We start from the raw sequence: 26,683 nt of genomic DNA, 5'->3' as shown, positions 1-26,683 counted from the left end.
AGGGCGCCGGAGCCCGTTGCCGGGACGGCACTCCTGCCGGGAGCACTAGATCTCGGTGGCGAGCCGCAGCAGGCTTTCGGCGTCCATGTCGTCGAGCGAGCCGTCCGTGCCGGGCACGGCCGGGGCGGAGGCCTCGGTGGCGTCGTCGGTGGCGAGCCGGAGCACCATGTCCAGGAGTCCCGCTTTACGGAGCCGGCTGATGGGAACGGAGGCGAGGGCGTGACGGATCCGCGCGTCCGGATCGTCCGGCCGTTCCCCGCCGTTCGTACCGTCCACGCCGTTCGTACCGTCCCCGCCGTTCGCCCGGCTCCCGCCGTTCGTGCCGTCCCGTTCGGGAGCGGCTGGGAACAGCAGTGAGCCGAGATGCCGGGCGAGGGCCGCCGGGGTGGGGTGGTCGAAGACCAGGGCGGCGGGCAGGGGCAGGCCGAGAGCCGCCCGTAGCCGGTTGCGCAGTTCGACGGCGGTCACGGAGTCGAATCCGACGTCGCGGAAGGCCCGCGTCGCGGGAATGGCCCCGGCCGTGTCATGGCCGAGCGTCGACGCCGCGTCGGCCCGTACCGCTTCCAGCAGCGCGCGAGCGCGCTCCGCGGTCGGCAGCGCGTCGAGCCGCTGCCTGAGCAGCGGGGCGGCCGGGGTGGCCGTGGCCCCGTCGCCGGTGGGTACGGCGCTGTCGGCGGCCAGCGCGCGGCCCGCCTCCGGGATCCCGGAGAGCAGCGGGCTGCGCCGGGCCGCGGTGAAGCCGGGGGTGAACCGCTCCCAGTCCATCCGGGTGACGGTGAGCTCCGTGTCGTCGTCCTCCAGCATCCGCTGGAGCGCGGCGATCGCCGGGGCCGGTTCCATGGGCATGACGCCCTGGCGCCGCAGCCGTTCGTGGACCTCGTCGACGGTGGCCATGCCGACCTCGGCCCAGGTGCCCCAGGCGACCGACGAGGCGGTGAGCCCCTCGGCCCTGCGGTGCCCGGCCAGTGCGTCGAGGAACGCGTTGGCCGCCGCGTAACCGGGCTGGCCGCCGCTGCCCCAGACCGCCGCTCCCGACGAGAACAGCACGAAGGCGTCGAGTTCGATGTCGCGGGTCAGTTCGTGCAGATGGAGGGCGGCGGTCAGTTTGGCGCGCATCAGCGCGTCGAGCCGTGCCAGCGTCAGCGACTCGACCGGGTCGTCGCCGTCCGCCACCCCGGCGGCGTGGAACACCGAGGTCAGCGGCGCGTCGTCGGGGATGGCCGCGAGGACGGCGGCGAGCGCGTCACGGTCGGCGGCGTCGCAGGCGGCGACGGTGACCCGGGCGCCCAGCTCCTCCAGTTCGGCGCGGAGTCCGGGCGCGCCGGGCGCGTCCTCGCCGCGCCGGCTGGTCAGCACCACATGGGCGGCGCCGCGTTCGACCAGCCACCGGGCGATCCGGCCGCCGATACCGCCGGTGCCCCCGGTGATCAGTGCCGTACCCCGGCTCCGCCAGTGGCGCTCGGGGGTACCGGTCGTGGGCGCGGCGTGCACCATACGGCGGCCGAAGACACCGGAGGGCCGGATGGCGATCTGGTCCTCGCCGCCGGGTCCGCCCAGACCGCCCGCGCCGCCCGCGCCGTCCGGTCCGCCTGCGCCGCCCGTGCCGTCCGGTCCGTAGAGCCCGGCGAGTACGGCTGTCAGCCGGGCGCCGGCCCGTGCGTCGAGCGTGTCGGGCAGGTCGACAAGACCGCCCCAGCGGTCCGGGTGCTCCAGCGCCACGACCCGGCCGAGACCCCACAGGGCGCCCTGCACGGGATGGGAGAGCCGGTCGTCGCGTCCCACCGAGACGGCGCCTCGGGTGGCGCACCACAGCGGGGCGCGCAGCCCGGCGTCGCCGAGCGCCTGGACGAGGGTGAGGGTGAGTGCCAGTCCGCCGGGCACGGAGGCGAAGTCCGGGTGCCGTTCCTCGACCGGGGCCAGCAGGGACAGTACGCCGGCGAACTCCGTTCCGTCGGCGGTCAGTTCGGCCAGCCGCTTGGCCCAGGCGGTACGGTCCGCGCCCGCGTCGGCCTCGAAGCGGACCGTGTCCGGGCCCAGCGCGGCGAGCGCGCCGGAGACCCAGGGGTCGTCGGTCCCGCCCGCGGCGACCACCGCGAGCCAGCGGCCGACCGGGCGGGTGGCGGGACGGCCGTCCCGATGGGTGGCGGAGCCAGGACCGGTGGCGGAGCCGGAACCGGTGACGCCGCCGGGGTCGCTCAGCCGGGTCCAGTCGACGCGGTAGCGCCATTCGTTGACGGTGGAGCGCTCGCGCGACTTGGCACGCCACGCGGAGAGTGTGGGCAGGACCGCGCCCAGCGAGGACAGTTCACCGTTGGCGGCGACGCCCAGTTCACCGGCGAGGGACTCCAGGTCCTGGCTCTCGACGAGCTGCCAGAACGCGGCGTCCGCCTCGCTCCCGGCGCTCCCGGCAGACCCGAGGGTCCCCGCGGGCCGCTGCTCGGGCCAGTACCGCCGGCGCTGGAATGCGTACGTGGGCAGTTCGACCGGTTCGCGAACGTCCTCGGGAAACGCGCCCTCCGGAAACGCCGTGCGCCACTCGACCCGGGCGCCGTGCACATGGGCCTCGGCGAGGGAGGCCAGGAAGCGCCGGGTGTCGCCCTCGTCCCTGCGCAGCGACCCGAGCACCACCGCGGAGCCCGCGACGGCCGCGACGGCCGACACCTCGGCCCCGTGGCCCTCCTGGGTTTCCTGGCCCTCCTCGGTCCCATGAATCGCGTGAATCCCGTGAACCCCGTGGGTTCCGTAGGCCTCCTGGGTCTCCTGGATGGCCGCGGCCAGCACGGGATGCGGGCTGACCTCGATGAAGACACGGTGTCCGTCGGCCAGCAGAGCCCGGGTCGCCTCCTCCATCCGTACGGTCTGCCGGAGGTTGGTGTACCAGTAGCCGCCGTCGAACACGGCGTCCTCCACCCGGCCGCCGGTCACCGTCGAGTAGAACGGCACCCCCGGGACCGCGGACGTGACCGGAGCGAGCACCCGGGCCAGTTCGTCACGTACGGCCTCCACGTGCGCGCCGTGCGAGGCGTAGTCGACCGAGACCTTACGGGCCCGTACGTTCTGTTCCCCGCAGAGGGCGAGCAGTTCGTCGAGCGCCGTCGCGTCTCCGGAGACGATGACGGAGGACGGCCCGTTGACGGCGGCGACGGAGAGCTGTGCGCCCCAGGGCTCCAGCAGGCCGGTCACCCGCCCGACGGGCGCGGCCACCGACATCATGCCGCCGAGGCCGGACAGCCGGGGCAGGGCCTGGCTGCGCAGGGCGACGACGGCGGCGGCGTCCTCCAGGGTCAGGGCCCCCGCCACATGGGCGGCGGCGATCTCGCCCTGCGAGTGACCGACGACCGCCGCGGGCTCGACACCGTACGAGCGCCAGAGCGCGGAGAGCGCGACCATCATCGAGAACAGCGCGGGCTGGACCACATCGACCCGTTCGAGCAGCGCGGGATCTCCCTCGCCGCCCAGCACGTCGTGCAGCGACCAGTCGATGTACGGGGCGAGAGCGGCGGCGCAGGCGTCCACGGTCTCGCGGAACACCTCGGAACCCGCGAGCAGTTCACGGCCCATCCCCCACCACTGGGAGCCCTGGCCCGGGAAGACGAACACGGGGCCCGTCGAACCCTCGCCGACGGTGCCGCGCACCACACCGGGCGCGCTGCCGGCCGTGACGACGGCGTCGAGGGAGCGCAGGAGACCGGCCCGGCTCGCGCCGAGGACCACCGCGCGGTGGTCGAAGGTGGACCGCGTGGTCGCGAGGGACCACCCGACGCGCGCGGGCGACAGGGCGGGGTCCGCCTCGACGCGGGCGAGGAGCCGGGCCGCCTGCTCGCGCAGCGCCGCCTCGGACTTCGCGGAGATCAGCCAGGGCACCACGGGCGCCCGCCCGGTTCCGGTGTCCTGGCCGGTCTCGCCGTCCGGCTTCCACGCGGGCTGCCGCACGTGTCCCGGCTGGTCCGCGTACTCCTCCGTACGTTCCGCACCCGCACCCGCGGCCACATCTGCACCAGCGGCCTCTGCGTCGGTCCCGGTCTCGGTCTCGGTCTCGGTTTCGGGGGCCTGTTCCAGGATCAGATGCGCGTTGGTGCCGCTGATCCCGAAGGACGACACCCCGGCGCGCCGGGGACGGTCCGCGGCCGGCCACTCGGTCCGCTCGCGCAGCAGCTCCACCGCGCCCGCGCTCCAGTCGACATGGGACGAGGGGATGTCCGTGTGGAGCGTTCCGGGGAGTACTCCCTCGCGCATGGCCATCACCATCTTGATCACACCGGCGACGCCCGCCGCGGCCTGCGTGTGCCCGATGTTCGACTTGACCGACCCGAGCCACAGCGGACGCTCCGGATCACGGCCCTGCCCATAGGTCGCCAGCAGCGCCTGCGCCTCGATCGGATCACCCAGCCTCGTCCCCGTACCGTGCGCCTCCACCACGTCCACCTCGGACGGCGACAGACCGGCATTGGCGAGGGCCTGGCGGATCACCCGCTGCTGGGAAGGGCCGTTGGGGGCGGTGAGTCCGTTGGACGCGCCGTCCTGGTTGATCGCCGAGCCCCGTACGACGGCGAGGACACGGTGTCCGTTGCGCCGGGCGTCCGAGAGCCGCTCCAGCAGGACTACACCGACGCCCTCGGCCAGGGTCATACCGTCGGCGGCCTCGGAGAACGGCTTGCAGCGGCCGTCGAGCGCGAGAGCCCGCTGCCGGCTGAAGCCCACGAAGGCGTGCGGGGTCGCCATCACGGCCGCGCCGCCGGCCAGCGCGAGCGAACTCTCACCGCTGCGCAGGGACTGGCAGGCGAGATGCATCGCGACGAGCGAGGACGAGCACGCGGTGTCGACGGTGACGGCGGGCCCCTCGAAGCCGAAGAGATACGAGACCCGCCCGGACAGCACACTGGCCGCCGTGCCGGTGACCATGTGCACCTCGGAGCCCTCGGTACCGTTCCGCACGCTCGACGAGTAGTCCTGGTAGCTGGCGCCGAAGAAGGTGCCCGCCGCGCTGCCGCGCAGCGCGTCCAGTTCGATACCGGCGCGCTCGAACGCCTCCCACGAGGTCTCCAGCAGCAGCCGCTGCTGCGGATCCATGGCGACCGCCTCGCGCGGGGAGATCCCGAAGAAGCCGGGGTCGAACTCCGCGGCCTCGTGCAGAAATCCGCCCTGGAGGGAGTAGGTCCTGCCCTGCCGGTCGGGGTCCGGGTCGTAGAGCCCCGCCGCGTCCCAGCCCCGGTCCGCGGGGAACTCCGAGATCACATCGGCGCCGTCGAGGGCCAGCCGCATCAGCTCCTCGGGCGAGCCCGCGCCGCCTGGGTAGCGGCAGCTCATCCCGATGATGGCGATCGGGTCGTCGTCGGTCCCGGCACCGGCTCCGGCACCGGGACCTGCCGCGAAGGGGCCAGGACCTGCCGAGGAAGGGCCGGGGGACGTCGGCGCCCGGTCGTCGCCGCCCAGTGCCGCCGACCGCACGAAGCCCGCCAGCGCGAGGGCGTTGGGGTAGTCGAACACCATGGTCGACGGCAGCGGGAGACCGGTGGCGGCCACGATACGGTTGCGCAGGTCCACGGCGGTGACCGAGTCGAAGCCGATGTCGCGGAAGGCGCGCCGCTCGGGGAACGCCTCGGCCGAGGCATGGCCGAGGACGGCCGCCGCCTCCGTCCGGACCAGGGTCAGCACCAGACGTTCCCGCTCGGGGGCGGTCAGCTCGCGCAGCCGCGCGGTGAGACCGCTCGTCTCCGGCCGCGCCCCTGTCTCCGGCTCGTCCCCGCCCAGCCGGCGTGCGACCTCCGGCACCTCGTCGAAGAGGCGCGTGGGGCGGCCCGCCGTGAAGACGGGGTGGTACGTGTCCCAGTCGATGTCCGTGAGCCCGATGACGGTCTCGTCGTCCTCCAGGACCGTACGCAGTCCGCTCAGCGCGACCTTCGGGTCCAGATAGCGCAGACCGCTGCGGCGGATGTGGTGCGGGTCCGCCAGCTCGCGTTCGATGTCGTCGGGCCACTTGCCCCAGTGGACCGAGGTGGCACGCAGCCCGCGCGCCCGCCGGTCGACGGCGAGCGCGGCGAGATACGCGTTGCCCGCCACATAGGCCGCGTGATGACCGCTGCCCCACATCCCGGCGGTGGACGAGTAGAGGATGAAGTCGTCCAGGTCGTCGTCGAGCAGTTCGTCGAGATGGCGGGCTCCGGCGACCTTGGCGTGCACGACGTCGGAGAAGGACTCCATCGTCGTCTCGTCCAGGGTGTACAGCTCGATGACGGCGGCGGTGTGGATGACGGTGCGTACCGTACGTCCTTCGGCCTTGAGCCCCGCCAGCAGCGATGCCACCGCGTCCCGGTCCGTCATGTCGCAGGCGACCGCGACGGCCTCGGTGCCCGACCCGGCAAGTTCGGCGACGAGTTCGGGCGCGCCCGGGGCGGCCATGCCCCGGCGGCTGGCGAGCACCACATGCCCGGCGCCCTGGTCCGCCAGCCAGCGCGCGAGATCGGGGGCGAGTGTTCCTGAGCCGCCGGTGATCAGTGTCGTGCCGCGCGGTGTCCAGGTACGGGACGGGCCCCGCCCCCCGGATCCCCGCCTGTCGGATCCCTGCCTGTCGGACCCGTGCCTGTCGGATCCTTGTCCGCCGGCCACCTGTCCGCCGGATCCCGCGCGGACGATACGGCGGATGAACACACCGGAGGCACGAATGGCGAGCTGGTCCTCCTCGCGGGCGGCGCCGGCCAGGACCGATGCCAGCCGCCCGGCGGCCCGCCGGTCGAGAGTGGCGGGCAGATCGATCACACCGCCCCAGCGCCGGGGATGCTCCAGGGCCGTCGTCCAGCCCACGCCCGCCACCTGTGCCTGGGCGGGACGGGTGAGCGCGTCGGAGCGCCCGGTGGAGACGGCGCCCCGGGTGAGGAACCACAGCGGCGCGTCGATCCCGGAGTCGCCCAGCGCCTGCACGAGAGAGACCGTCAGCGCCAGTCCGAGCGCCAGACCCGGATAGCGCTCCCCGGGCTCCTCCGCCTCGGCGAGGACCGACACGATCCCGTCGATCCCGTTGATCCTGTCGATCCCGTCGATACCATTGATTCCGTCGAGATCACCGACCCCGTCGAGACCGGCCAGCCGCCCGGCGAGGACCGCACGGTCCACACAGGGCTCGTCCAGTACGAGCCGCCGTACCTCGGCGCCGTGGGCGCTCAGGGCTCCGACGGTCTCGCTGTCGTCGATGCCCTCGGTGGAGACCACCAGCCAGGTGCCCGACAGCGGCACCGACGGCACGGTGCCCAGCGGCGACCACACGACCCGGTAGCGCCAGGAGTCGACGGTGGAGCGGTCCCGGCGCGACCTGCGCCAGGACGACAGCGCGGGCAGCACGGCGGCGACCGAGTCCTCGTCCGTGCCCAGGGCGGAGGTCAGCGCGGAGACGTCCTCCTCTTCGACCGCCGCCCAGAACTCCGCGTCCAGCGGATCGGGCGCGGCGGTCTCGTCGGGAGCGGTGGGGATGTGCCAGAAGCGGTCGTGCTGGAAGGCGTACGTGGGCAGGTCCACCTGTCGGGCGCCGGTGCCGGCGAACACACGGGGCCAGTCGGCCTCCACACCCCGTACGAAGATCTCGGCGGCGGAGAGCAGGAACCGCGACAGACCGCCCCGGTCGCGCCTCAAAGTGCCTGTGACGACGGCGGGTTCACCGTACGCCTCGGTCATGTCCTGCATGGCCATGGCCAGTACGGGATGCGAGCTGACCTCCACGAACGCGCGATGCTCGGTGGCGAGCAGTTCGGCGACGGCGTCCGCGAAGAGTACGCGCTGCCGGAGGTTGCGGAACCAGTACTCCGCGTCCATCTCCTCCGTGTCCAGCCACCCACCCGCCATCGTGGAGAAGAACGGCACCTCCGCCGCACGAGGACGCACCGGCCCCAGCACATCGAGCAGTTCCTCGCGCAGATCCTCGACCTGCGCCGAATGCGACGCGTAGTCCACCGCGATACGACGGACCCGCACATCCTCACCCGTCAGCTCCGCGAACAACTCGTCCAGCGCACCCGGCTCACCCGACACCACCACGGAACGCGGACCATTGACAGCCGCGACGGAGATCCGGCCCGGCCACGCCTCAAGCCTGCCCTCCACCTCCACCACCGGCAGCGGAACGGACATCATCCCGCCACGCCCCGCCAGCCGACGCCCGATCGCCTGACTCCGCAACGCCACCACCCGCGCACCATCCGCCAAAGACAGCGCACCCGACACCACGGCCGCCGCGATCTCACCCTGCGAATGACCCACCACCGCATCCGGCTCCACACCGTACGAACGCCACAGCTCCGCCAGCGACACCATCACCGCGAACGAGACCGGCTGCACCACATCCACCCGCTCCAGCGTCGGAGCACCCTCCACACCCCGCAGCACATCCACCAACGACCAGTCCACGAACTCACCCAGAGCCACGGCGCACTCAGTGATCCGCCCGGCGAACACCGGCGACTCGTCCAGGAGTTGAGCACCCATCCCGGCCCACTGAGACCCCTGCCCCGGAAAGACGAACACCGTCCTCCCCTCGACATCCGCGACACCCTCGACCAGTTCGGTCGTGGAGTGTCCGGCGGCCAACGCGCCTGTCGCCGCCAGGAGTTGCTCATGGTCCGTGCCGACCATGACGGCGCGGTGCTCGAAGAGCGCCCGGGTCGTGACGAGGGAGAAGCCGATATCGGCCGGCCGTGGCGCGGGAGTGCTCGCCTCCAGCCGTGTGACAAGAGCCCGCGCCTGCTCCCGTACCGCCGGTTCGCCCCGCCCGGACACCACCCACGGCACCGCGGCAAGCGCCACGCCCGGACTCACGCCCGGACTCACGCCGGGTGCGGCGCCCGGATCCGCGCCGCCCGGCTCGGACGCCTCCTCGGCGCGCTCCTCGGCCGGGGCCTGTTCCAGCAGCGCATGGGCGTTGGTGCCGCTGATACCGAACGACGACACCGCGCACCGGCGCGGACGCCCCGTCTCCGGCCACTCCACCGACTCCGACAACAACCGCACCGCACCCGACGACCAGTCCACATGCGACGACGGAACCTCCGCGTGCAACGTACGCGGCAGCACACCATGACGCAGCGCCATCACCATCTTGATCACACCCGCCACACCCGCCGCGGCCTGCGTGTGCCCGATGTTCGACTTGAGCGAACCCAGCCACAGCGGACGCTCCGGATCACGGCCCTGCCCATAGGTCGCCAACAGCGCCTGCGCCTCGATCGGATCACCCAGCCTCGTCCCCGTACCATGCGCCTCCACCGCGTCCACCTCCGACGGCGACAGCCCGGTCGTGGCGAGAACCTGACGGACCACCCGCTCCTGGGAGGGACCGTTGGGCGCGGTGAGCCCGTTGGACGCGCCGTCCTGGTTGACCGCGCTGCCGCGCAGCACCGCGAGCACCCGGTGCCCGTGGCGCCGGGCGTCGGAGAGCCGTTCCGCGACGAGTACGCCGACGCCCTCCCCCCAGCCCGTGCCGTCCGCGTCGTCGGAGAACGCCTTGCAGCGGCCGTCGGGGGCTAGGCCGCCCTGCTTGCTGAACTCGACGAAGACCGAGGGCTCCGTCAGTACGGTGACGCCGCCGACCAGGGCGAGTGAGGACTCTCCGCTGCGCAGCGACTGGGCCGCCACATGCAGGGCGACCAGTGAGGAGGAGCACGCGGTGTCGACGGTGATGGCCGGGCCTTCGAGACCGAGGGTGTAGGCGAGCCGTCCCGACAGCACACTCGCGGCGGTACCGGTCAGCGCGTGTCCCTGGAGTTCGCCGGCCGAGGCGGCCGACGGCTGTCCCCAGTGGTAGGCGCCGACGAAGACCCCGGCCCGGCTGCCGCGCAGTGAGGTCGGGGCGATCCCGGCCCGCTCCAGCGCCTCCCAGGCCACCTCCAGCAGCATGCGCTGCTGGGGGTCCATCGCCAGCGCCTCGCGCGGGGAGATCCCGAAGAATCCGGCGTCGAATTCCGCCGCCTCGTAAAGGAATCCGCCTTCGTGGGTCGCGCTGCTTCCCTCGCCGTCACCGGTGAGCCGCTCCAGATTCCAGCCGCGGTCCCCGGGAAATCCCGATATGGCGTCGCCACCGGATTCGACCAGTTCCCACAGCGCCTCCGGGGAACGGACACCGCCGGGGAGACGGCAGCCCATTCCCACCAGGGCGATGGGCTCGTTCTTGGTGAGTTCCAGCTCTCCGATCCGCTGACGCGCACGGCGGAGATCCGAGGTGACCCGCCTCAAGTAGTCGACGACTTTTTCCTGCTGGTCTTCTGGCACCGGTCCGTCCTCATCATCGGGTCATCATCGGGTCGCGAACGAAAGCAGCGATTTATCTATGTGGTTTCGAACTCTTCATCGATGATGTCGAGCAGCCTGTCGACCGACACCGTCTCGATGTCCTCACCCGGCCCACCCGTACGCGCGGGTGTGAAGGGCGTGGTGCGCCGTAGCGCGGAGATGATTTTCTCCAGGCGATCCGCGATCACCTGGCGTTCGGAACCGTCCGCAGGCACCGATCGGATGACCGACTCGAACCTGGTGAGTTCGTCGTCCGCCGAACCCGTCGCGGCGGTGGCGGGCGCGGTGAGGACCGCCGCGAGATGGTCGGCGACCCGTACCGGTGTGGGGAAGTTGAAGACGAGCGTGCTGGGGAAGCTCCGGCCGGTGAGCGCGCCGAGCCGGTCGCGGAGTTCGACCCCGGCCAGTGAGTCGAAGCCCATCTCCTTGAAGACATGGTGGGCGCCGACCGCGTCGGGGGCGCTGTGGCCGAGGACCGCGGCGGCTTCGGTCCGTACGAGTTCGAGCAGATACCGGGCCCGCCCGGCCTCGGGCATCTCCGCCAGCCGCCTGATCAGCGTGGGTGGTCCGCCGTGTGCGGCGGCGTCCGGCCTGGCCGCCGGCGGCCGTACGGTCCTCGGGGCGGGCACCGGTGTCCGCGACCGGCCGGGGGACTCCTGGCTCCGCCCCGGTGCGGCGCGCCCCGGTACGGCGGCCGTCTCCTCCGGCGAGAGCGGCCGTACGCGCAGTTCCTCGACGTCGAGCACCGGGGCTCCCGAGAAGTCGTCGGCCCTCAGCGCCATCGCGCCGTCGTCTCCGGGGAGCAGCCGGATCCGCAGTGCGGTGGCTCCGGAAGCGCGCAGGGACACGCCTCGCCAGCGGACCGGCAGGCTTCCCGCGCCGTCGGTCATCGCGGCGTGGCGGGCCGCGTCCAGCAGGGCGGGATGGAGCCCGTACGCCTCCGCGTCGGTCACCTCGGCGGGCAGGACGGCCTCGGCGTACCGCTCGTCGCCGCGCCGCCACAGGGCCCGTAGCCCCTGGAAGGGCGGGCCGTAGTCGAAGCCTTGGTCGGCGAGACGCTCGTAGTGGTCGTCGAGGTCCACCGGTTCCGCGCCCTCCGGCGGCCAGTGGTCCCTGACGGCCGCCGCGGCCGTCTTGGCCTCCGGCTCGGCCTCCGCGTCGGGCTCCGCGTCCGCCTCGGGCCCGGCGCCGTGCCCGCCCGGGGTCAGCACACCGGTCGCGTGCTCGGTCCAGGGCCCCTGGCCGGCGCCCTCGGGCCTGGAGTGGACCGTGACGGTGCGCCAGCCGATCCCGTCGGCCCGGGAGAGGCGTACCTGCACCCGCACCGGAGCGTGCTCGGGCAGTACGAGCGGTTCCGTGAGGGTCAGTTCCTGGATCCGGTCGCAGCCGGCCTCGTCGCCCGCGCGGATCGCCAGCTCCACGAAGGCCGTTCCCGGCAGCGGGATCCGTCCGGCGACGGCGTGCTGGGCGAGCCACGGGTGGGTACGGGTGGAGAGCGTGCCGGTGAACACCAGGCCGTCCCCGTCGGCGAGTTCGAGCGTGCCGCCCAGCAGCGGATGTCCGGTGGCGTCCGCGCCGCCCCGGGTGCCCGCCGCGTCGGGCGGCGGGGCGGGCCAGTAGCGCTCGTGCTGGAAGGCGTAGGTCGGCAGATCGACCCTGCGGGCGCCGGTCCCCGCGAAGAAGGCGTGCCAGTCGAGCGGCACACCGGCCGTGTGCAGCCGGCCCAGCGAGGTGATGAGCGCGGCCTCCTCCGTACGGTCCTTCCTCAGGGCCGGTACGACGGTCAGATCCCGGGCGGCCTCGCCCAGGCAGTCCTGGGCCATCGCGGAGAGCACGCCGCCGGGGCCCAGTTCCAGCAGGACGTCCACGTTCTCGGCGCGCAGCGCCCGGACGCCGTCCGCGAACCGGACGGTCCCCCGGACATGCCGTACCCAGTACTCGGCTGTGCCGAGGCGGCCGGACTCGGCGGTGCCCAGACGGCCGGACTCGGGGGTGCCGGGCCGGCCGGTGGCCAGTTCCCCGGTGAGGTTCGACATCACCGGCACGGTGGGCTCGTGGAAGGTCAGTGACTCCACGACGGAGCGGAACTCCCCGAGCATCGGATCCATCAGCGGGGAGTGGAAGGCGTGCGACACCGGCAGCCGCTTCGTCCTGCGCTCGCGGGCCGCGAAGTGCGCGGCGATCTCCTGGACCGCGCGCTCCTCCCCGGCGATCACGACGGACTCGGGTCCGTTGACGGCGGCGACGGAGACCCGGTCCTCGCGCCCGGCGAGCAGCGGCGGGAGCTCGTCCTCAGCGGCCTGTACGGCGACCATCGCGCCACCGGCGGGCAGCGCCTCCATCAGCCTCGCGCGCGCCGCGACCAGCCGGCAGGCGTCGGCGGACGAGAAGACGCCCGCCACATGGGCCGCCGCGATCTCCCCGATGGAGTGGCCGCCCACAACGGCGGGGCGCACGCCCAGCGATTCCATCAGACGGTAGAGCGCCACTTCGACGGCGAAGAGCGCGGGCTGGGTCCAGCGGGTACGGTTCAGCGGCTCCGGATCGTCACCCCACATGATGTCGCGGAGCGGACCGTCGAGATGGGGGTCCAGTTCACAGAGCAGGGTGTCCAGCGCGGCCGCGAAGACCGGGAACCGCTCGTACAGTCCTCGTCCCATGCCGACGCGCTGGCTGCCCTGGCCCGGGAAGAGCACCGCCGTGGTGCCTTCTCCGGCGACCGCGCGGGCCGTGCCGGTGACACCGCCCCGCCGGTCCGCGAGCAGCACCGCCCGATGGCGCAGCGCGGCCCTGCCGGTCGCCAGCGAGTAGCCGATGTCCAGCGGGGCGGGCCCGGGGCGGGCGGCCACGAAGTCCGTGAGGCGTGCGAGCTGGTCGTCCAGGGCGGCTTCGGTCCTGGCCGAGACGAGCCAGGGCACCACGGCGGGCGTCACACCGGATGGGGCAGCGCAAGAGTCGGGTACGGCAGCCGGTACGGAGGCCGTTGCCCGAGCCGATCCGGAAGCCCGTACGGGAGCCGGTCCGGAGGCCGGTACGGGAGCCGATCCCGAAGCCGGTACGGGAGCCGGGGCCTGCTCGATGATCAGATGCGCGTTGGTACCGCTGATCCCGAAGGACGACACGCCCGCGCGCCGTGGACGGCCGTCGTCGGTCCACGGGACCGCTTCGGTCAGCAGTTCCACCCCGCCCGACCAGTCCACCCGCGAGGTGCGCCGGCCGGCATGGAGGGTCTTCGGCAGCAGTCCGTGGCGCAGGGCCATCACCATCTTGATGACACCCGCGACCCCGGCCGCCGCCTGGGCGTGCCCGATGTTCGACTTGAGCGAGCCCAGCCGCAGCGGTCGCCCGGGGGCACGGTCCCGGCCGTAGGCGGCGAGCAGCGCCTGCGCCTCGATGGGGTCGCCCAGTCTCGTACCGGTGCCGTGCGCCTCGACCGCGTCGACATCGGCCGGGGCGAGTCCGGCGTCGGCCAGCGCCTGGCCGATCACCCGCTCCTGGGCCGGGCCGCTGGGCGAGGTCAGTCCGTTGGAGGCGCCGTCCTGGTTGACGGCGGAGCCGCGTACCACCGCGAGGATCCCGTGCCCCGCGCGCCGGGCGTCGGAGAGCCGTTCCAGGACGACGATGCCGACGCCCTCGGCCCAGGCGGTGCCGTCCGCGTCGTCGGAGAACGCCTTGCACCGGCCGTCGGGCGCGAGACCGCCCTGCCGGGAGTAGCCGACGAAGCCGGCCGGGGTGGACATCACGGTCACTCCGCCCGCCAGTGCCATCGCGCACTCCCCCGCGCGCAGCGAACGCGCGGCCCAGTGCAGGGCCACCAGTGAGGAGGAGGACGCGGTGTCGACGGTGACCGCCGGTCCTTCGAGACCGAGGGTGTAGGCGAGCCGTCCCGAGGCGACGCTCGGTGAGAGACCGGTCATGGCGTGGCCCGCCAGATCGTCCGCCGAGCGCTGGGTGACGGCGGCGTAGTCCTGGCCGTTGGTGCCGACGAACACGCCGGTGCGGCTGCCGCGCAGCGCGTGCGGATCGATCCCGGCCCGCTCCACCGCCTCCCAGGACACCTCCAGCACCAGCCGCTGCTGCGGGTCGGTGGAGACCGCCTCGCGTGGTGACATACCGAAGAATCCGGCGTCGAAGTCGGCGGCCCCGTGCAGGAATCCGCCCTGGCGGGTCACGCTGCGGCCGGGTCCCTCACCGGCCAGCGCCGCCAGGTCCCAGCCGCGGTCCGCGGGGAAGGCGGAAATCGCGTCCCGGCCCTCCAGGACCAGTTCCCACAGCTCCTCCGGGGAACGGACCCCGCCCGGATAACGGCATGCCATCCCGACGACCACGACCGGGTCCTCGTCGGTTCCGATATCGGCTCCGATCGTCATGACGTTGCACACCCCTAGGGAAAGTCGGGCCTCGGACACCTCTCCGTGCCGGATCGTACGGTTGGCGGAGCTGTACTTTTCCCTAAGGAATTCCCGGCCCCCGCGCGGAAGACTAGGGATTCTCCGGAGCCTGGTGTGAGACCAAGTAACTGTCCCGCCCGATCGCGGCGCGGCCACCCGGCGACCGGCCGTGTGGGTAGATGTGGCGCCGAGCCATCGGACCGCCACTTCCGAAGGGTGTTGTCCATGGGCTCGATCCGCCGGCCGATCCTGTTTGTCAGCTATGCCGAAAGCGGTCTTCTCAATCCGCTGCTCGTGCTGGCGGAGGAATTGTCCCGGCGCGGGGTGGAGGATCTGTGGTTCGCCACCGATGAGAAGGGGCGCGACGATATCGCGGCGGCCAAAGCGGGAACTCCCGTGGAGTTCGCGTCACTCGGTGACGTCGTCTCCGAGATGTCGGCCGTCACCTGGGACGACAGGACATACCAGGAGGTGACGCAGCGCTCCCGGTTCAAGGCGCACCGCGCGGTCATCAGGCACTCGTTCGCGCCCGGGTCCCGGGTGGCGAAGTACCGGCGGCTGGAGGCGGCGGTCGACGAGATCAAGCCGGCGCTGATGGTGATCGAGAGCATGTGCCAGTTCGGCCATGAACTGGCCATCACCAAGAAGATCCCGTTCGTGCTGGGGGTGCCGTTCGTGCCCAGCAACGTACTCACCTCGCATGTGCCGTTCGCCACCTCGTACACACCGCGTGGTTTCCCGGTGCCGCACTCGGGTCTGCCGCTGGACATGAGCCTCACCCAGCGGGTGGCCAATCAGCTCTTCCGGCTGCGCACGCTGGGGATGTTCATGACGTCCTCGATGCGGAAGGTGGTCGCGGAGGACGACCGGATCCGCGCCGAGCTGGGGATCGCGCCCGAGGCGCGGCAGATGATGGCCAGGATCGACCACGCCGAGGCGGTGCTCTGCTACTCGGTGCCGGAGCTGGACTATCCCTTCCCCATGCCGGAGAAGATGCGGCTGGTCGGCACGATGGTGCCGCCGCTGCCGCAGGCTCCCGACGACGACGGCCTCTCCGACTGGCTGTCGGCGCAGAGGTCCGTGGTGTACATGGGGTTCGGTACGATCACCCGGCTGACGCGGGAGCAGGTCGGCGCGCTGGTGGAGGTCACCAGGCGGCTGGCGGGACGCCACTCCGTGCTGTGGAAACTCCCCAAGGAGCAGCAGGAGTTGCTGCCCGCGCCGGAGACCCTGCCGGACAATCTGCGGATCGAGAGCTGGGTTCCCTCACAGCTCGACGTCCTGGCCCATCCGAACGTCAAGGTGTTCTTCACCCACGCCGGCGGCAACGGCTACCACGAGGGCCTGTACTTCGGCAAGCCGCTGGTGGTGCGGCCCCTGTGGGTGGACTGCGACGACCAGGCCGTCCGCGGCCAGGACTTCGGCGTGAGCCTCACCCTCGACCGTCCGGAGACCGTCGATCCGGACGACGTGTTCGACAAACTCACCCGCGTGCTGGACGAGAACTCGTTCCGTGAGCGCGCGGAGCACTTCGGAGAGCTTCTGCGCGCGGCGGGCGGCCGGCGCGCCGCGGCGGATCTGCTGCTCGGCCTGCCGGCACTCGCCACCCACTGATCGGGGTCTTCCATGTCATTCACCCATCCGGTTTCCAGGCCCTGGCTCGGCGGGCGGGAACTCGAGTATGTGACGGAGGCCGTCGGCGACGGCTGGATCTCGTCGCAGGGACCGTATGTACGCCGCTTCGAGGAGGAGTTCGCCCGGTACAACGGGGTGGCGCACGGTGTCGCCTGCTCCTCGGGGACGACGGCGCTCACCCTGGCGCTGCGGGCGCTCGGGGTCGGTCCGGGCGACGAGGTGATCGTCCCCGAGTTCACGATGATCGCGAGCGCCTGGGCGGTGACCTATACGGGCGCGACGCCCGTCTTCGTGGACTGCGGGGACGATCTCAACATCGATGTCTCGCTGATCGAGGAGAAGATCACCCGGCGGACCAAGGTGATCCTGCCGGTGCACATCTACGGGCGCCGGTGCGACATGGACCGGATCATGGAACTCGCCCATGAGTACAACCTGCGGGTGGTGGAGGACTCGGCCGAGGCGCACGGTGTGCGGCCGGTCGGGGACATCGCCTGCTTCTCGCTCTTCGCCAACAAGATCATCACCGCCGGTGAGGGCGGTGTCTGTCTGACGGACGACGGCCGGCTCGCCGAGCAGATGGCCCATCTGCGCGCGATGGCCTTCACCAAGGACCACAGCTTCCTGCACAAGAAGCTGGCCTACAACTTCCGGATGACCAGCATGCAGGCGGCGGTGGCGCTGGCGCAGACGGAGCGGCTCGACACGATCCTGGCGACCCGCCGGGAGATCGAACGGCGCTACGACGAGGGTCTGCGGGGCATCGACGGGATCACCACGATGCCGCCGCGCGATGTGCTGTGGATGTACGACGTGCGCGCCGAACGCCGTGAGGAGCTGCGGGACTTCCTCGCGGCCGAGGGCATCGAGACACGGGTGTTCTTCAAGCCGATGAGCCGGCAGCCCGGCTACTACGACGCCGACTGGCCGTCGCTGAACGCCAGCCGGTTCAGCGAGGACGGCTTCTACCTCCCCACCCATACGGGACTGACCGAGGAGGACCAGGAGTTCATCACCGGCCGGGTCCGCAAGTTCTACGGCGCCGCGTGAGCCCGGCGTACAGGGGCCGTGCGAGCCCGGCGTACCGGGGCCGCGTGAGCCCGGCGTACCGGGGCCGCGTGAGCCCCCCCGCTCCGACGCCACAGAGGCCCCGCGGGAGAACCGGCGGCGCTCCTCTCCGTACGACACCGGAAGCTACGGCTCCGGATGTTCCGATCCCCAGGGGAATCCGAGACATGACGACTACCGACAGGTGCCCGGTCGCCTTTCCGCTGCGGCGGCCCGGCCGGCCCTTCCCGCCACGGGAGTACGCGGACTTCCGGCGCGCCGACGGTCTGGTCCGGTCGACGCTGCCCAGCGGTGTCCCGGTCTGGCTGGTGACGCGGCACGACGACGTACGGACCGTGCTGACCGATCCGAGGATCAGCTCCAACCCCTCGCATCCGGGCTTCCCCCGGGCGGCGAAGACCGGCGGGGTGCCCTCGCAGGACCAGGTGCCCGGCTGGTTCGTGGCGCTGGACCCGCCGGAGCACGGCCGGTTCCGCAGGACGCTGATCCCCGAGTTCACCGTGCGCCGGATCAGGGAGATGCGGCCCGCCATCCAGCGGATCGTGGACGAACGTATCGACGCGCTGCTCGCGGCGGGCGACTCGGCCGATCTGATCGCGGACTTCGCGCTGTCCGTACCGTCGCTGGTCATCTCCGATCTGCTCGGAGTGCCCCACGCGGACCGGGACTTCTTCGAGACCAAGACCCGGGTGCTGGTCACCCTCACCTCCACGGACGAGCAGCGGGAGTCGGCGACCAAGGCGCTGATGCGCTATCTCGACCGGCTGATCACCGTCAAGCTGCGGCGCCCCGGCGACGATCTGATCAGCAGGCTGCTGGCCGACGGCACCATCTCCCGGCAGGAGCTGACCGGGGTCTCGATGCTGCTGCTGATCGCGGGCCATGAGACGACGGCGAACAACATCGGGCTCGGTGTGGTCACACTGCTCAGCAACCCCCGGTGGATCGGCGACGAGCGCGCGGTGGAGGAGCTGCTGCGCTACTACTCGGTGGCCGATCTGGTGGCCTTCCGGGTCGCCGTGGAGGATGTGGAGATCGGCGGGCAGCTCATCAGGGCGGGCGAGGGCATCGTGCCGCTGGTCGCCGCGGCCAATCACGACGGGACCGTCTTCGACCGTCCCGACGAGTTCGACCCCGGGCGCTCGGCACGCTCACATGTGGCGTTCGGGTACGGGGTGCATCAGTGCCTCGGCCAGAATCTGGTCCGGGTCGAGATGGACATCGCCTACCGGACCCTGTTCGCGCGGATTCCCGCGCTGGAGCTGGCGGTGCCGGTCGAGGAACTGCCGCTCAAGTACGACGGAGTGCTGTTCGGGCTGCACGAGCTGCCCGTCCGCTGGTCATCGACGGAGGAATGATGGTGCGCATCAGCGTGGACACCGAACGCTGTGTGGGGGCGGGACAGTGTGTGCTGTCGGCTCCCGAGGTCTTCGACCAGGACGACCACGGCATCGTCATGGTGCTGGAGGAGCCGGCGGACGAACCGGCGCGGGACGCCGCGCGGCAGGCGGGCGTGGTCTGCCCGTCGCAGGCGATCACGGTACGGGAGGGCTGAGCGGCCGGCCGTCCCAGGACGCCCAACGGGCTCTGCCCCCACCGGTGGTGGGGGCAGAGCCCGTTGGGCGCCGCCCTGTCCGTGCGGCGGGCCTTCCATGGCGCTCTACCAGACGACCGGCAGCTCGGTGAGGCCCGCGGAGAGCCGGCCGCCCAGCACCTGGAGCCGCTCCACCGGGAGCGCGAGACGCAGTCCGGGCAGTCGTGTGAAGAGCAGGGTGTACGCCGTCCTGAGCTGCATCCGGGCCAGCGGGGCGCCGATGCAGTGCCACATCCCGTGGCCGAACGTCAGATGCGGGTTGGGCGAGCGGGTGATGTCGAACAGTTCCGGTTCGTCGAAGACCTGACGGTCGAAGTTGGACAGGGTGAAGTCCAGCAGCACGAGATCACCGGCGGCTATGGTCACACCGCCGATCTCGACGTCCTCGCCCGCGTACCGGGGCAGTACCGATCCTCCGGCCTTGGCCGAGCGGAGGATCTCCTCCACGGCGCTCGCCATCAGCTTCGGGTCGCCCAGTGCCGCGTCGCGCTGGTCGGGGTGGAGGGTGAACAGCACGACTCCCAGGTCGACATGGCCGGCGACGGCCTCAAGTCCGGCGAACAGCACCCCGGCCGCGACGGGCCCGATGCGCTCGTCCGAGGGCTCGCTCGCGCAGAGCCGGGAGATCACGTCGTCACCCGGCTCGGCCCGCTTGCGGCCGGCCAGCTCCACCAGATAGCCGAAGAGACCGCGCTGTCCGTCCTGGACGTCGCCCGGGTCGTCGAGACCGCCCATCTGGGAGAGCAGGGCGACCAGCCGGCCGTGGTCCTCCGCGGGCACCCCGATGAGTTCGCAGAGGACGGCCAGGGAGAACGGCAGCGAGAACCCGCCGTGCAGATCGGCGGGCGGCCCCTGTGCGAGGAAGGCCGTCAGTACGCCTTCCGCGACGGCCTCGACCTTCGGCATCAGATCGAGCACGCGCCGGGCGGAGAAGTTGGGGGTGAGCAGCGCGCGCGTCTCGGTGTGCAGCTTCCGCGCCAGCTCGAAGTCGTCCGAGACGAGCATGTCGAGGAAAGGGTTCCGCACATAGCGCGGCGCGGAGGCGGGCGTGGGGTGGGCGCGTCCCAGCCGCTCGTCGTGGAGCAGCTCCTTGAGCTCGGCGTGCCGTGTCACCAGCCACCCCTCGTCGCCGGCGGGGGTACGCACCTTGCGCACGGGGGCACTGGCCTGGAGGTCGCGCAGCAGGGGGCTCAGCCGCAGGACGGACTGCTGCCCGGCCTGGAGCGAGGGCGGTTCGGACGATGTGGTCATGTGGTTCTCCTGGGAACGGTGGGTGCCTGTGTGCGCGCCGTGCGGGCCCCGTCCGGGGCGGGCCACGGCAGCCGGGGCGGCCCCCGCCGGTGTCCGACGGTACGGGGCCGTCCCGGCGCCTTCCCGGTACGACGGGCCGGACACCGGCCGGGTCGTGTCCGGCCGGACGGGGGATCAGGCGCCGGTGGCCGGAAGGGTGCCGAGCCACTCCTCGATCACCAGCGCGGTCGACGCGGAGTGTTCCTTGGCGAGGGAGAGATGGTTGGCGTCGATGTCGCGGATCTCGTCCGCGGGCACCGACGTGGTGTCGAAGAGGAATCCGTCGAAGGACCGGGTGCACCGGACCAGCAGCGTCGGGGCGGTGGTCGGCACCGTCTCGATGTCGGTCATCGCCATGAACCAGTGGGCCATCGCGGAGAGCCTCGCGCTGTTCAGCGTGACCGACGGCGAGTCGATGTCGGCCAGGTAGTACTGGGTGGTCCTGTCCAGGTCGTTGCCCTCGCCCTGGCGGTAGCGGATGCTCGCGGTGTCCAGCAGCACGACGGCCTCGGGCTTGATCCCCCAGGTCTGCTCCAGCACCCCGGCGGCGAGATAGGCGAGCGAACCGCCCGTCGAGTGCCCCACCAGGACGAAGGGTTCGCCGTCACTGGCGTGCAGGGCGCTCTCGGCGACCACCCGCGCCGCGGCCTCGCTGGTCGCGGGCAGCGGTTCCCCGGGCGCGAACCCCATGAGCGGCAGCGCGGAGACATGGCGCCTGCCGCGGAAGTGGGCGGCGATACGCGCGTACTGGTGGACACCCCCGGTGGCGCCGGGCGCGCTGACGAAGACCAGCCGGGGGCTGCTCGGGCCGTCGGCCAGGGTGACGGGGAGGGACAGCTCCTCCAGATCGGCGGGGGTCTCGAAGGTCGGCCGGGTCCTGGCGACCGCGACCAGCATCCGCATCGCCTCGACGAGCTTTCCGCCCTGGACCGCCCGGTGGAAGAGGCCCTCCAGCGTCTCCTCGCCGTGGTGGACCGGGCGCCCCGTGACGGCGGAGCCGCCACCGCTCACGGAACCCGCGCCCATGTCCGTGGCCGTACCGGGGCCGGAGCCCGGGGCGAGCCGCGCGGCGAGCTCGCCGTGCAGCCACCGGGCGAGCTTGACGGGTGTCTCGTTGTCGAACACCACCGAGCTGGGCAGCCGCAGTCCGAGCGCCTCGGCGAGCTGGTTGCGCAGCCCCACGGAGACCAGCGAGTCGAAGCCCAGTTCCAGGAAGCCCCGTTCGGGGTCGACGCCGCTCGCGTCCCGGTGGCCGAGCAGCGCCGCGGTGTAGCCGGTCACCAGCTCGACGAGCAGGTTCTCCTGCTCGGCCGCTCCCAGCCGCCGCAGCCGCTCGCGCAGGCTGACGGGCGACCGGTCGCCGGCCGCCGCAGCGCGCCGGGTACGGGGAACCAGCTCGCGCCAGAGCGCGGGCAGCCCCTGCTGGGCCTGGAGGCCCGCGACATTGATCCTGGCCGGGACGAGGGTGGTCTCGGAGCGGGCGAGGGCGGCGTCGAAGAGGGCCAGGCCCTGCGCGAGGGCGAGGGGAGGCATTCCGCCGCGGGCCATCCGGGCCAGATCGGCCTCGCTGACATGGCTGGTCATTCCGCTGCCCCGGCCCCAGGCGCCCCACGCGAGGGAGAGCGCGGGCAGTCCCAGGCTCCCTCGGTGCTGGGCGAGGGCGTCCAGATAGGCGTTGGCGGCGGCGTAGTTGCCCTGCCCCGGGCTGCCCAGCACCCCGGAGACGGACGAGTACAGCACGAACGCGGCGAGATCCAGCTCACGGGTGGCCTCGTGCAGATACCAGGCGGCGTCCGCCTTGGGCCGCAGGACCCGCTCCAGCAGCTCCGGGGTGAGGGAGCCGGTCAGCGCGTCGTCCAGCACACCCGCGGTGTGCACCACCGCGGTCAGCGGACGCTCGGCGGGCACGGCCGCGAGCAGCGCGGCGACCGCCGCCCGGTCCCCCACGTCGCAGGCGACCACGCGGGCCTCGGCGCCCAGCCCGGCCAGGTCGGCCAGCAGCTCCGCAGCGCCGGGCGCGTCGGGACCGCGCCGGCCGGCCAGCAGCAGATGCCGTACGCCGTGCTCGGCGACGAGATGCCGGGCGAGCTGTCCGCCGAGACCGCCCGTACCGCCCGTGATCAGCACGGTGCCGTCCCGGTTCCAGGCACGGTCCGGGGCACTCGCCGCGCCCTCGGCCGAGGGCGGCGCCTCGCTCCCGGGGAGCCGGGTCAGCCGCCCGACGCGGACGGTGTTGGCGCGTACCACCATCTGCTGCTCGTCGAGGGAGAGCACTCCGGGCAGCACCCCGGCCGACAGGAAGGTGTCGTCCATGTCGACCAGCAGGAAGCTGCCGGGGTTCTCCGTCTGCGCGGACCGTACGAGACCCCAGACCGCGGCGGCGGCGAGATCCTGGACGTCCTCGCCGTCGAGGGCGACGGCCCCGCGCGTGACGAAGACCATCCGCGAGCCCGCGAGCCGGGGTTCGCCGAGCCATTCCTGGAGCAGGCCCAGCACCCAGGAGGTCAGGGCGCGCACCGACCCGGGTCCGTCGAGCGCGGGGTCGCCGACCACAGGTACCAGAAAGACATCGGGCGCGACCCCGCTGTCGCCGATCGCGCCGGTCAGGGACTCCGCGTAGGCGCTGACGGTCTCGTCGGCGCGGTGCATCGCGTACCCCAGGTCGAGTTCGTCGGCGCCGACGACCGCCCAGCGGGTACCGGTGACGGGCGCCGCGCCGGCGGCGGGCACCCAGCCGAGGGTGAACAGCGAGCCGGGGTCGCCACCGCCCTCGGCGGGCGCGGGCTCCGGCTGTCCGGAGACCGGGCCGAGGAGCAGCGAGTCCACCGAGAGGACCGGGGCACCGGCCGTGTCGACGGCGGTCAGCGCCACCGTGTCCTGGCCGGCCGGGGTGATCCGTACGCGCAGGGCGGAGGCCGCCCCGGCGTGCAGGGTGAGTCCGTTCCACGCGAGCGGAAGGGGGGTGGGCGCCGCGCCCTCCGCGTCGAGCGCGCCCACGGCCAGGAGCGCCGCGTCCAGCAGCGCCGGGTGGATGCCGAACGCGGCGGTGTCCTCGGTCCCGGCGGGCAGCGTCACCTCCGCGAACACCTCGCCCTCGCGCCGCCAGAGACCGGTGAGGCCCTGGAAGACGGGGCCGTGGTGGAGTCCGGCGGCGGTGAGCCGCTCGTACAGTCCTGCGGGCTCGACCGGTTTCGCGTCGCGCGGCGGCCACTCGGCGGTGCCGAGGCCGCTGTCCTCGGCCGGCCGGTCCGCCGGGGAGAGCACACCGCGCGCGTGGATCGTCCAGGCCCGGCCGTCCTGACCGTCCTGGCCGTCTTGGCCCTCCTGGTCGGCGGGGCGGGAGTGGACGGTCACCGTACGGCGTCCCGCGTCGTCGGCCGGGCCGACCCGTACCTGTGTGGTGACCGCGCCGCGCTCGGGCAGCACGAGCGGTTCCAGGAGCGTCAGTTCGGCCACCCGGTCCAGCCCCGACCGGTCGCCGGCCCTGATCGCCAGCTCGGCGAAGGCGGTGCCCGGCAGTACGATCCGGCCCCCGATCCGGTGGTCGGCCAGCCAGGGGTGCGAACGCGCCGAGAGACTGCCGGTCAGTACGGTCTCGTCGGACCCGGCGATCGTCACGGCGGCGCCGAGCAGCGGATGCCCGGCGGAGACCAGACCCAGTCCGGAGGCATCGCCGGGGACCGCCCTGACCGTGGGCCAGAACCGCTCGCGCTGGAACGCGTACGTCGGCAGCTCCACCCGGCGCGCGCCCGTCCCGGAGAAGAGTTCCGCCCAGTCGACCGGGACACCCCGGACATGGAGCCCGGCGAGGGCGGTGAGAGCCGTGGTCTCCTCGGGCAGGTCCTTGCGCAGCACGGGAATCGCGGTGATCTCAGGATCCTCGGTCGAGTCCGGTACGAGCGCGGAGAGCACCCCGTCCGGGCCCAGCTCCAGAAAGGTCCGCACCCCGCGCCCGGTCAGCGTCCTTACCCCGTCGCCGAACCGTACGGCCTCGCGGACATGCCGGACCCAGTAGGCGGGGGAGGCGAGTTCGGCCGCCGAGGCGGGCTCGCCGGTCAGATTCGAGACGACCGGTACGGCGGGCCGCCGGAAGTCCAGCCCGGCCACCACGGCGCGGAACTCGTCGAGCATCGGTTCCATCAGCGGCGAGTGGAACGCGTGGCTCACCGGGAGCCGGGTCGTCCTGCGGCCCTGGGCCGCGAGCCGTTCCACGATCTCGTCCACCGCGTCCCCGGCGCCGGAGACGACCACCGCGTCCGGGCCGTTGACGGCCGCGATCGAGACCCGTTCCGTCAGCAGCGGGACGATCTCGTCCTCGGTGGCCCGTACCGCCGCCATCGCGCCGCCGGCCGGAAGGGCGCGCATCAGCCGGGCCCGCGCGGCGACCAGCCGGCAGGCGTCGGGGAGCGAGAACACCCCCGCCGCGTACGCGGCCGTGATCTCGCCGATGGAGTGCCCGGCCAGGAAGTCCGGCCTGACGCCCCAGGAGCCGACCAGCCGGAAGAGCGCCACCTCGACGGCGAACAGCGCGGGCTGGGTGAAACCGGTGTCGTTCAGCGACGCGGCGTCCTCACCCCACATCACCTCGCGCAGCGGACGGTCCAACTCCCGGTCCAGCTCGGCCAGTACGGAGTCCAGCGCCTCGGCGAAGACGGGGAAGCGCGCGTACAACTCCCGCCCCATGCCGAGCCGCTGCGATCCCTGGCCGGAGAACAGCACGGCCAGCGCGCCCTTGCCGGTGACCCCGCGGGCCGCCTCCACCGGAGGCTCGCCGTCGCCGTGGGCCAGCAGCACCGCGCGGTGCTCGAAGGCGGAGCGGGTCGTGGCGAGCGCGTATCCGATGTCGAGCGGACCGGGGGCCGCCGGAGCGCCGGCGAAGGAACGGATCCGGTCGAGCTGCGCGTCGAGCGCGGCGGCGCTTCTGGCCGAGACGGGCCACGGTACGGCCGTCGGCACCAGGGCGGGCGCCGGCCCGGGACCGTCCTGCGCGGGACCGCCCTGCCCGGGACCGCCCTGCGCGGGCGCCCCGGTCTCCGGGGTCCCCGTCTCCACCGGTGGAGCCTGTTCGAGGATCACATGCGCGTTGGTGCCGCTGATCCCGAACGACGACACACCGGCCCTGCGCACCCGGTCGCCCCCGGGCCACTCCACCGCCTTCGTCAGCAGCCGTACGTCTCCGGCCGACCAGTCCACGTGCGAGGAGGGCGCGTCCACATGGAGGGTCTCCGGCAGCACACCGTGGCGGAGCGCCAGCACCATCTTCATCACCCCCGCGACACCGGCGGCGGCCTGCGTGTGACCGATGTTCGACTTGATGGTGCCGAGCCGGAGGGGGAACCGCGGATCACGGTCCTGGCCGTAGGTGGCGAGCAGCGCCCCCGCCTCGATCGGATCACCCAGGGTGGTCCCCGTGCCGTGCGCCTCGACCGCGTCCACATCGGCCGGGGAGAGTCCGGCGCCGGCCAGGGCCTGGCGGATGACCCGCTGCTGCGAGGGGCCGTTGGGCGCGCTCAGACCGTTCGACGCGCCGTCCTGGTTGACGGCGCTGCCCCGCAGCACGGCGAGCACGGGGTGTCCTTCACGCCGGGCGTCCGAGAGCCGCTCGACCACCAGCATCCCGACGCCCTCGGACCAGGCGGTGCCGTCGGCCGCGTCGGAGAACGCCTTGCACCGGCCGTCGGCGGCCAGTCCGCCCTGGACGCTGAACCCGGCGAAGCTGGACGAGGTCGCCATCACCGTCACACCGCCGGCCAGCGCCAGCGAGCACTCGCCGTTCCGCACGGCCTGTGCGGCGAGATGGAGGGTCACCAGCGACGACGAGCACGCGGTGTCGAGCGTGACGGCGGGCCCTTCGAGCCCCAGGACGAAGGACAGCCGGCCCGACAGGACGCTCGCTGCGAGGCCGTTGCCCGCGTAGCCGCCCATGTCGTCCCGGGAGGCGAGGACCAGATGGGCGTAGTCCTGGGCGTTGGTGCCGACGAACACACCGGTCCTGCTGCCGCGCAGCGTGGTGGGGTCGATGCCCGTACGTTCGACGGCCTCCCAGGACACCTCCAGGAGCAGCCGCTGCTGCGGGTCCATGGCGAGCGCCTCGCGCGGAGAGATCCCGAAGAATCCGGGGTCGAAGTCCGGTGCCTCGTGCAGGAAGCCGCCCTCCTGGGTGGCGCTGCGCCCCTCCCCGTCACCGGCGAGGGTCTCCAGGTCCCAGCCGCGGTCGGCGGGGAAGCCGGAGATCGCGCTGCGGCCGGCGGCGAGCAGCTCCCACAGGTCCTCCGGGGACCGGACGCCGCCGGGGAACCTGCATCCCATTCCGACGATCGCCACCGGTTCGTGGCGGCCGGATTCGGCTTCCTGGAGCCGTTGACGGGTCTGGTGCAGATCCGCCGTGACCCACTTCAGGTAATCGACGAGTTTCTTTTCGTCCGGCATGGTC

The 26,683-nt window shown here is 72.7% G+C and carries 6 protein-coding genes and 2 pseudogenes; 4 read left to right on the top strand and 4 right to left on the bottom strand.

Features of this window, described 5'->3' with window-relative positions; all coding sequences use genetic code 11:
• Positions 1-45 precede the first annotated feature (45 nt).
• Both OG214_RS36860 and OG214_RS36855 read right to left on the bottom strand, forming a co-directional pair.
• Positions 46-10,251, bottom strand: coding sequence for a type I polyketide synthase (locus OG214_RS36860; protein ID WP_405987250.1), 10,206 nt, complete (start codon positions 10,249-10,251; stop codon positions 46-48).
• A gap of 56 nt (positions 10,252-10,307) precedes the next feature.
• A pseudogene (locus tag OG214_RS36855) lies at positions 10,308-14,615 on the bottom strand (type I polyketide synthase); the annotation flags it as partial.
• A gap of 273 nt (positions 14,616-14,888) precedes the next feature.
• Between OG214_RS36855 and OG214_RS36850 the strand changes: the two are divergent.
• From OG214_RS36850 to OG214_RS36835, 4 genes are all read left to right on the top strand, one after another.
• Complete coding sequence (locus OG214_RS36850; protein WP_363084957.1) at positions 14,889-16,277, top strand: glycosyltransferase; 1,389 nt, start codon at positions 14,889-14,891, stop codon at positions 16,275-16,277.
• A gap of 12 nt (positions 16,278-16,289) precedes the next feature.
• The gene (locus OG214_RS36845) at positions 16,290-17,348 is read left to right on the top strand and encodes a DegT/DnrJ/EryC1/StrS family aminotransferase (protein ID WP_405987249.1); all 1,059 of its coding nucleotides are present in this window, start codon (positions 16,290-16,292) and stop codon (positions 17,346-17,348) included.
• Between the two features lie 185 nt (positions 17,349-17,533).
• Entirely contained in the window at positions 17,534-18,724 is a 1,191-nt protein-coding gene (locus tag OG214_RS36840; protein WP_363086239.1) for a cytochrome P450, read from the top strand.
• Positions 18,725-18,726: 2 nt separating this feature from the next.
• Complete coding sequence (locus OG214_RS36835; protein WP_363086241.1) at positions 18,727-18,921, top strand: ferredoxin; 195 nt, start codon at positions 18,727-18,729, stop codon at positions 18,919-18,921.
• 105 nt (positions 18,922-19,026) lie between these two features.
• On the opposite strand, the gene OG214_RS36830 is transcribed toward OG214_RS36835, so the two are convergent.
• Positions 19,027-20,211, bottom strand: a complete 1,185-nt coding sequence (locus OG214_RS36830; RefSeq protein ID WP_363086037.1) for a cytochrome P450 — start codon at positions 20,209-20,211, stop codon at positions 19,027-19,029.
• Positions 20,212-20,385: 174 nt separating this feature from the next.
• Positions 20,386-26,679 (bottom strand): annotated as a pseudogene (locus OG214_RS36825) (type I polyketide synthase); the annotation flags it as partial.
• Positions 26,680-26,683 lie beyond the last annotated feature (4 nt).

This window comes from Streptomyces sp. NBC_00872, from assembly GCF_045161915.1.
Classification (GTDB): Bacteria; Actinomycetota; Actinomycetes; order Streptomycetales; family Streptomycetaceae; genus Streptomyces.
This window is presented reverse-complemented; position numbering and strand designations above follow the sequence as displayed.

Coding starts and splice junctions, on each gene's coding strand:
- OG214_RS36850 (WP_363084957.1), top strand. CDS start 14,889: ATGGGCTCGATCCGCCGGCCGATCCTGTTTGTCAGCTATGCCGAAAGC.
- OG214_RS36845 (WP_405987249.1), top strand. CDS start 16,290: ATGTCATTCACCCATCCGGTTTCCAGGCCCTGGCTCGGCGGGCGGGAA.
- OG214_RS36840 (WP_363086239.1), top strand. CDS start 17,534: ATGACGACTACCGACAGGTGCCCGGTCGCCTTTCCGCTGCGGCGGCCC.
- OG214_RS36830 (WP_363086037.1), bottom strand. CDS start 20,211: ATGACCACATCGTCCGAACCGCCCTCGCTCCAGGCCGGGCAGCAGTCC.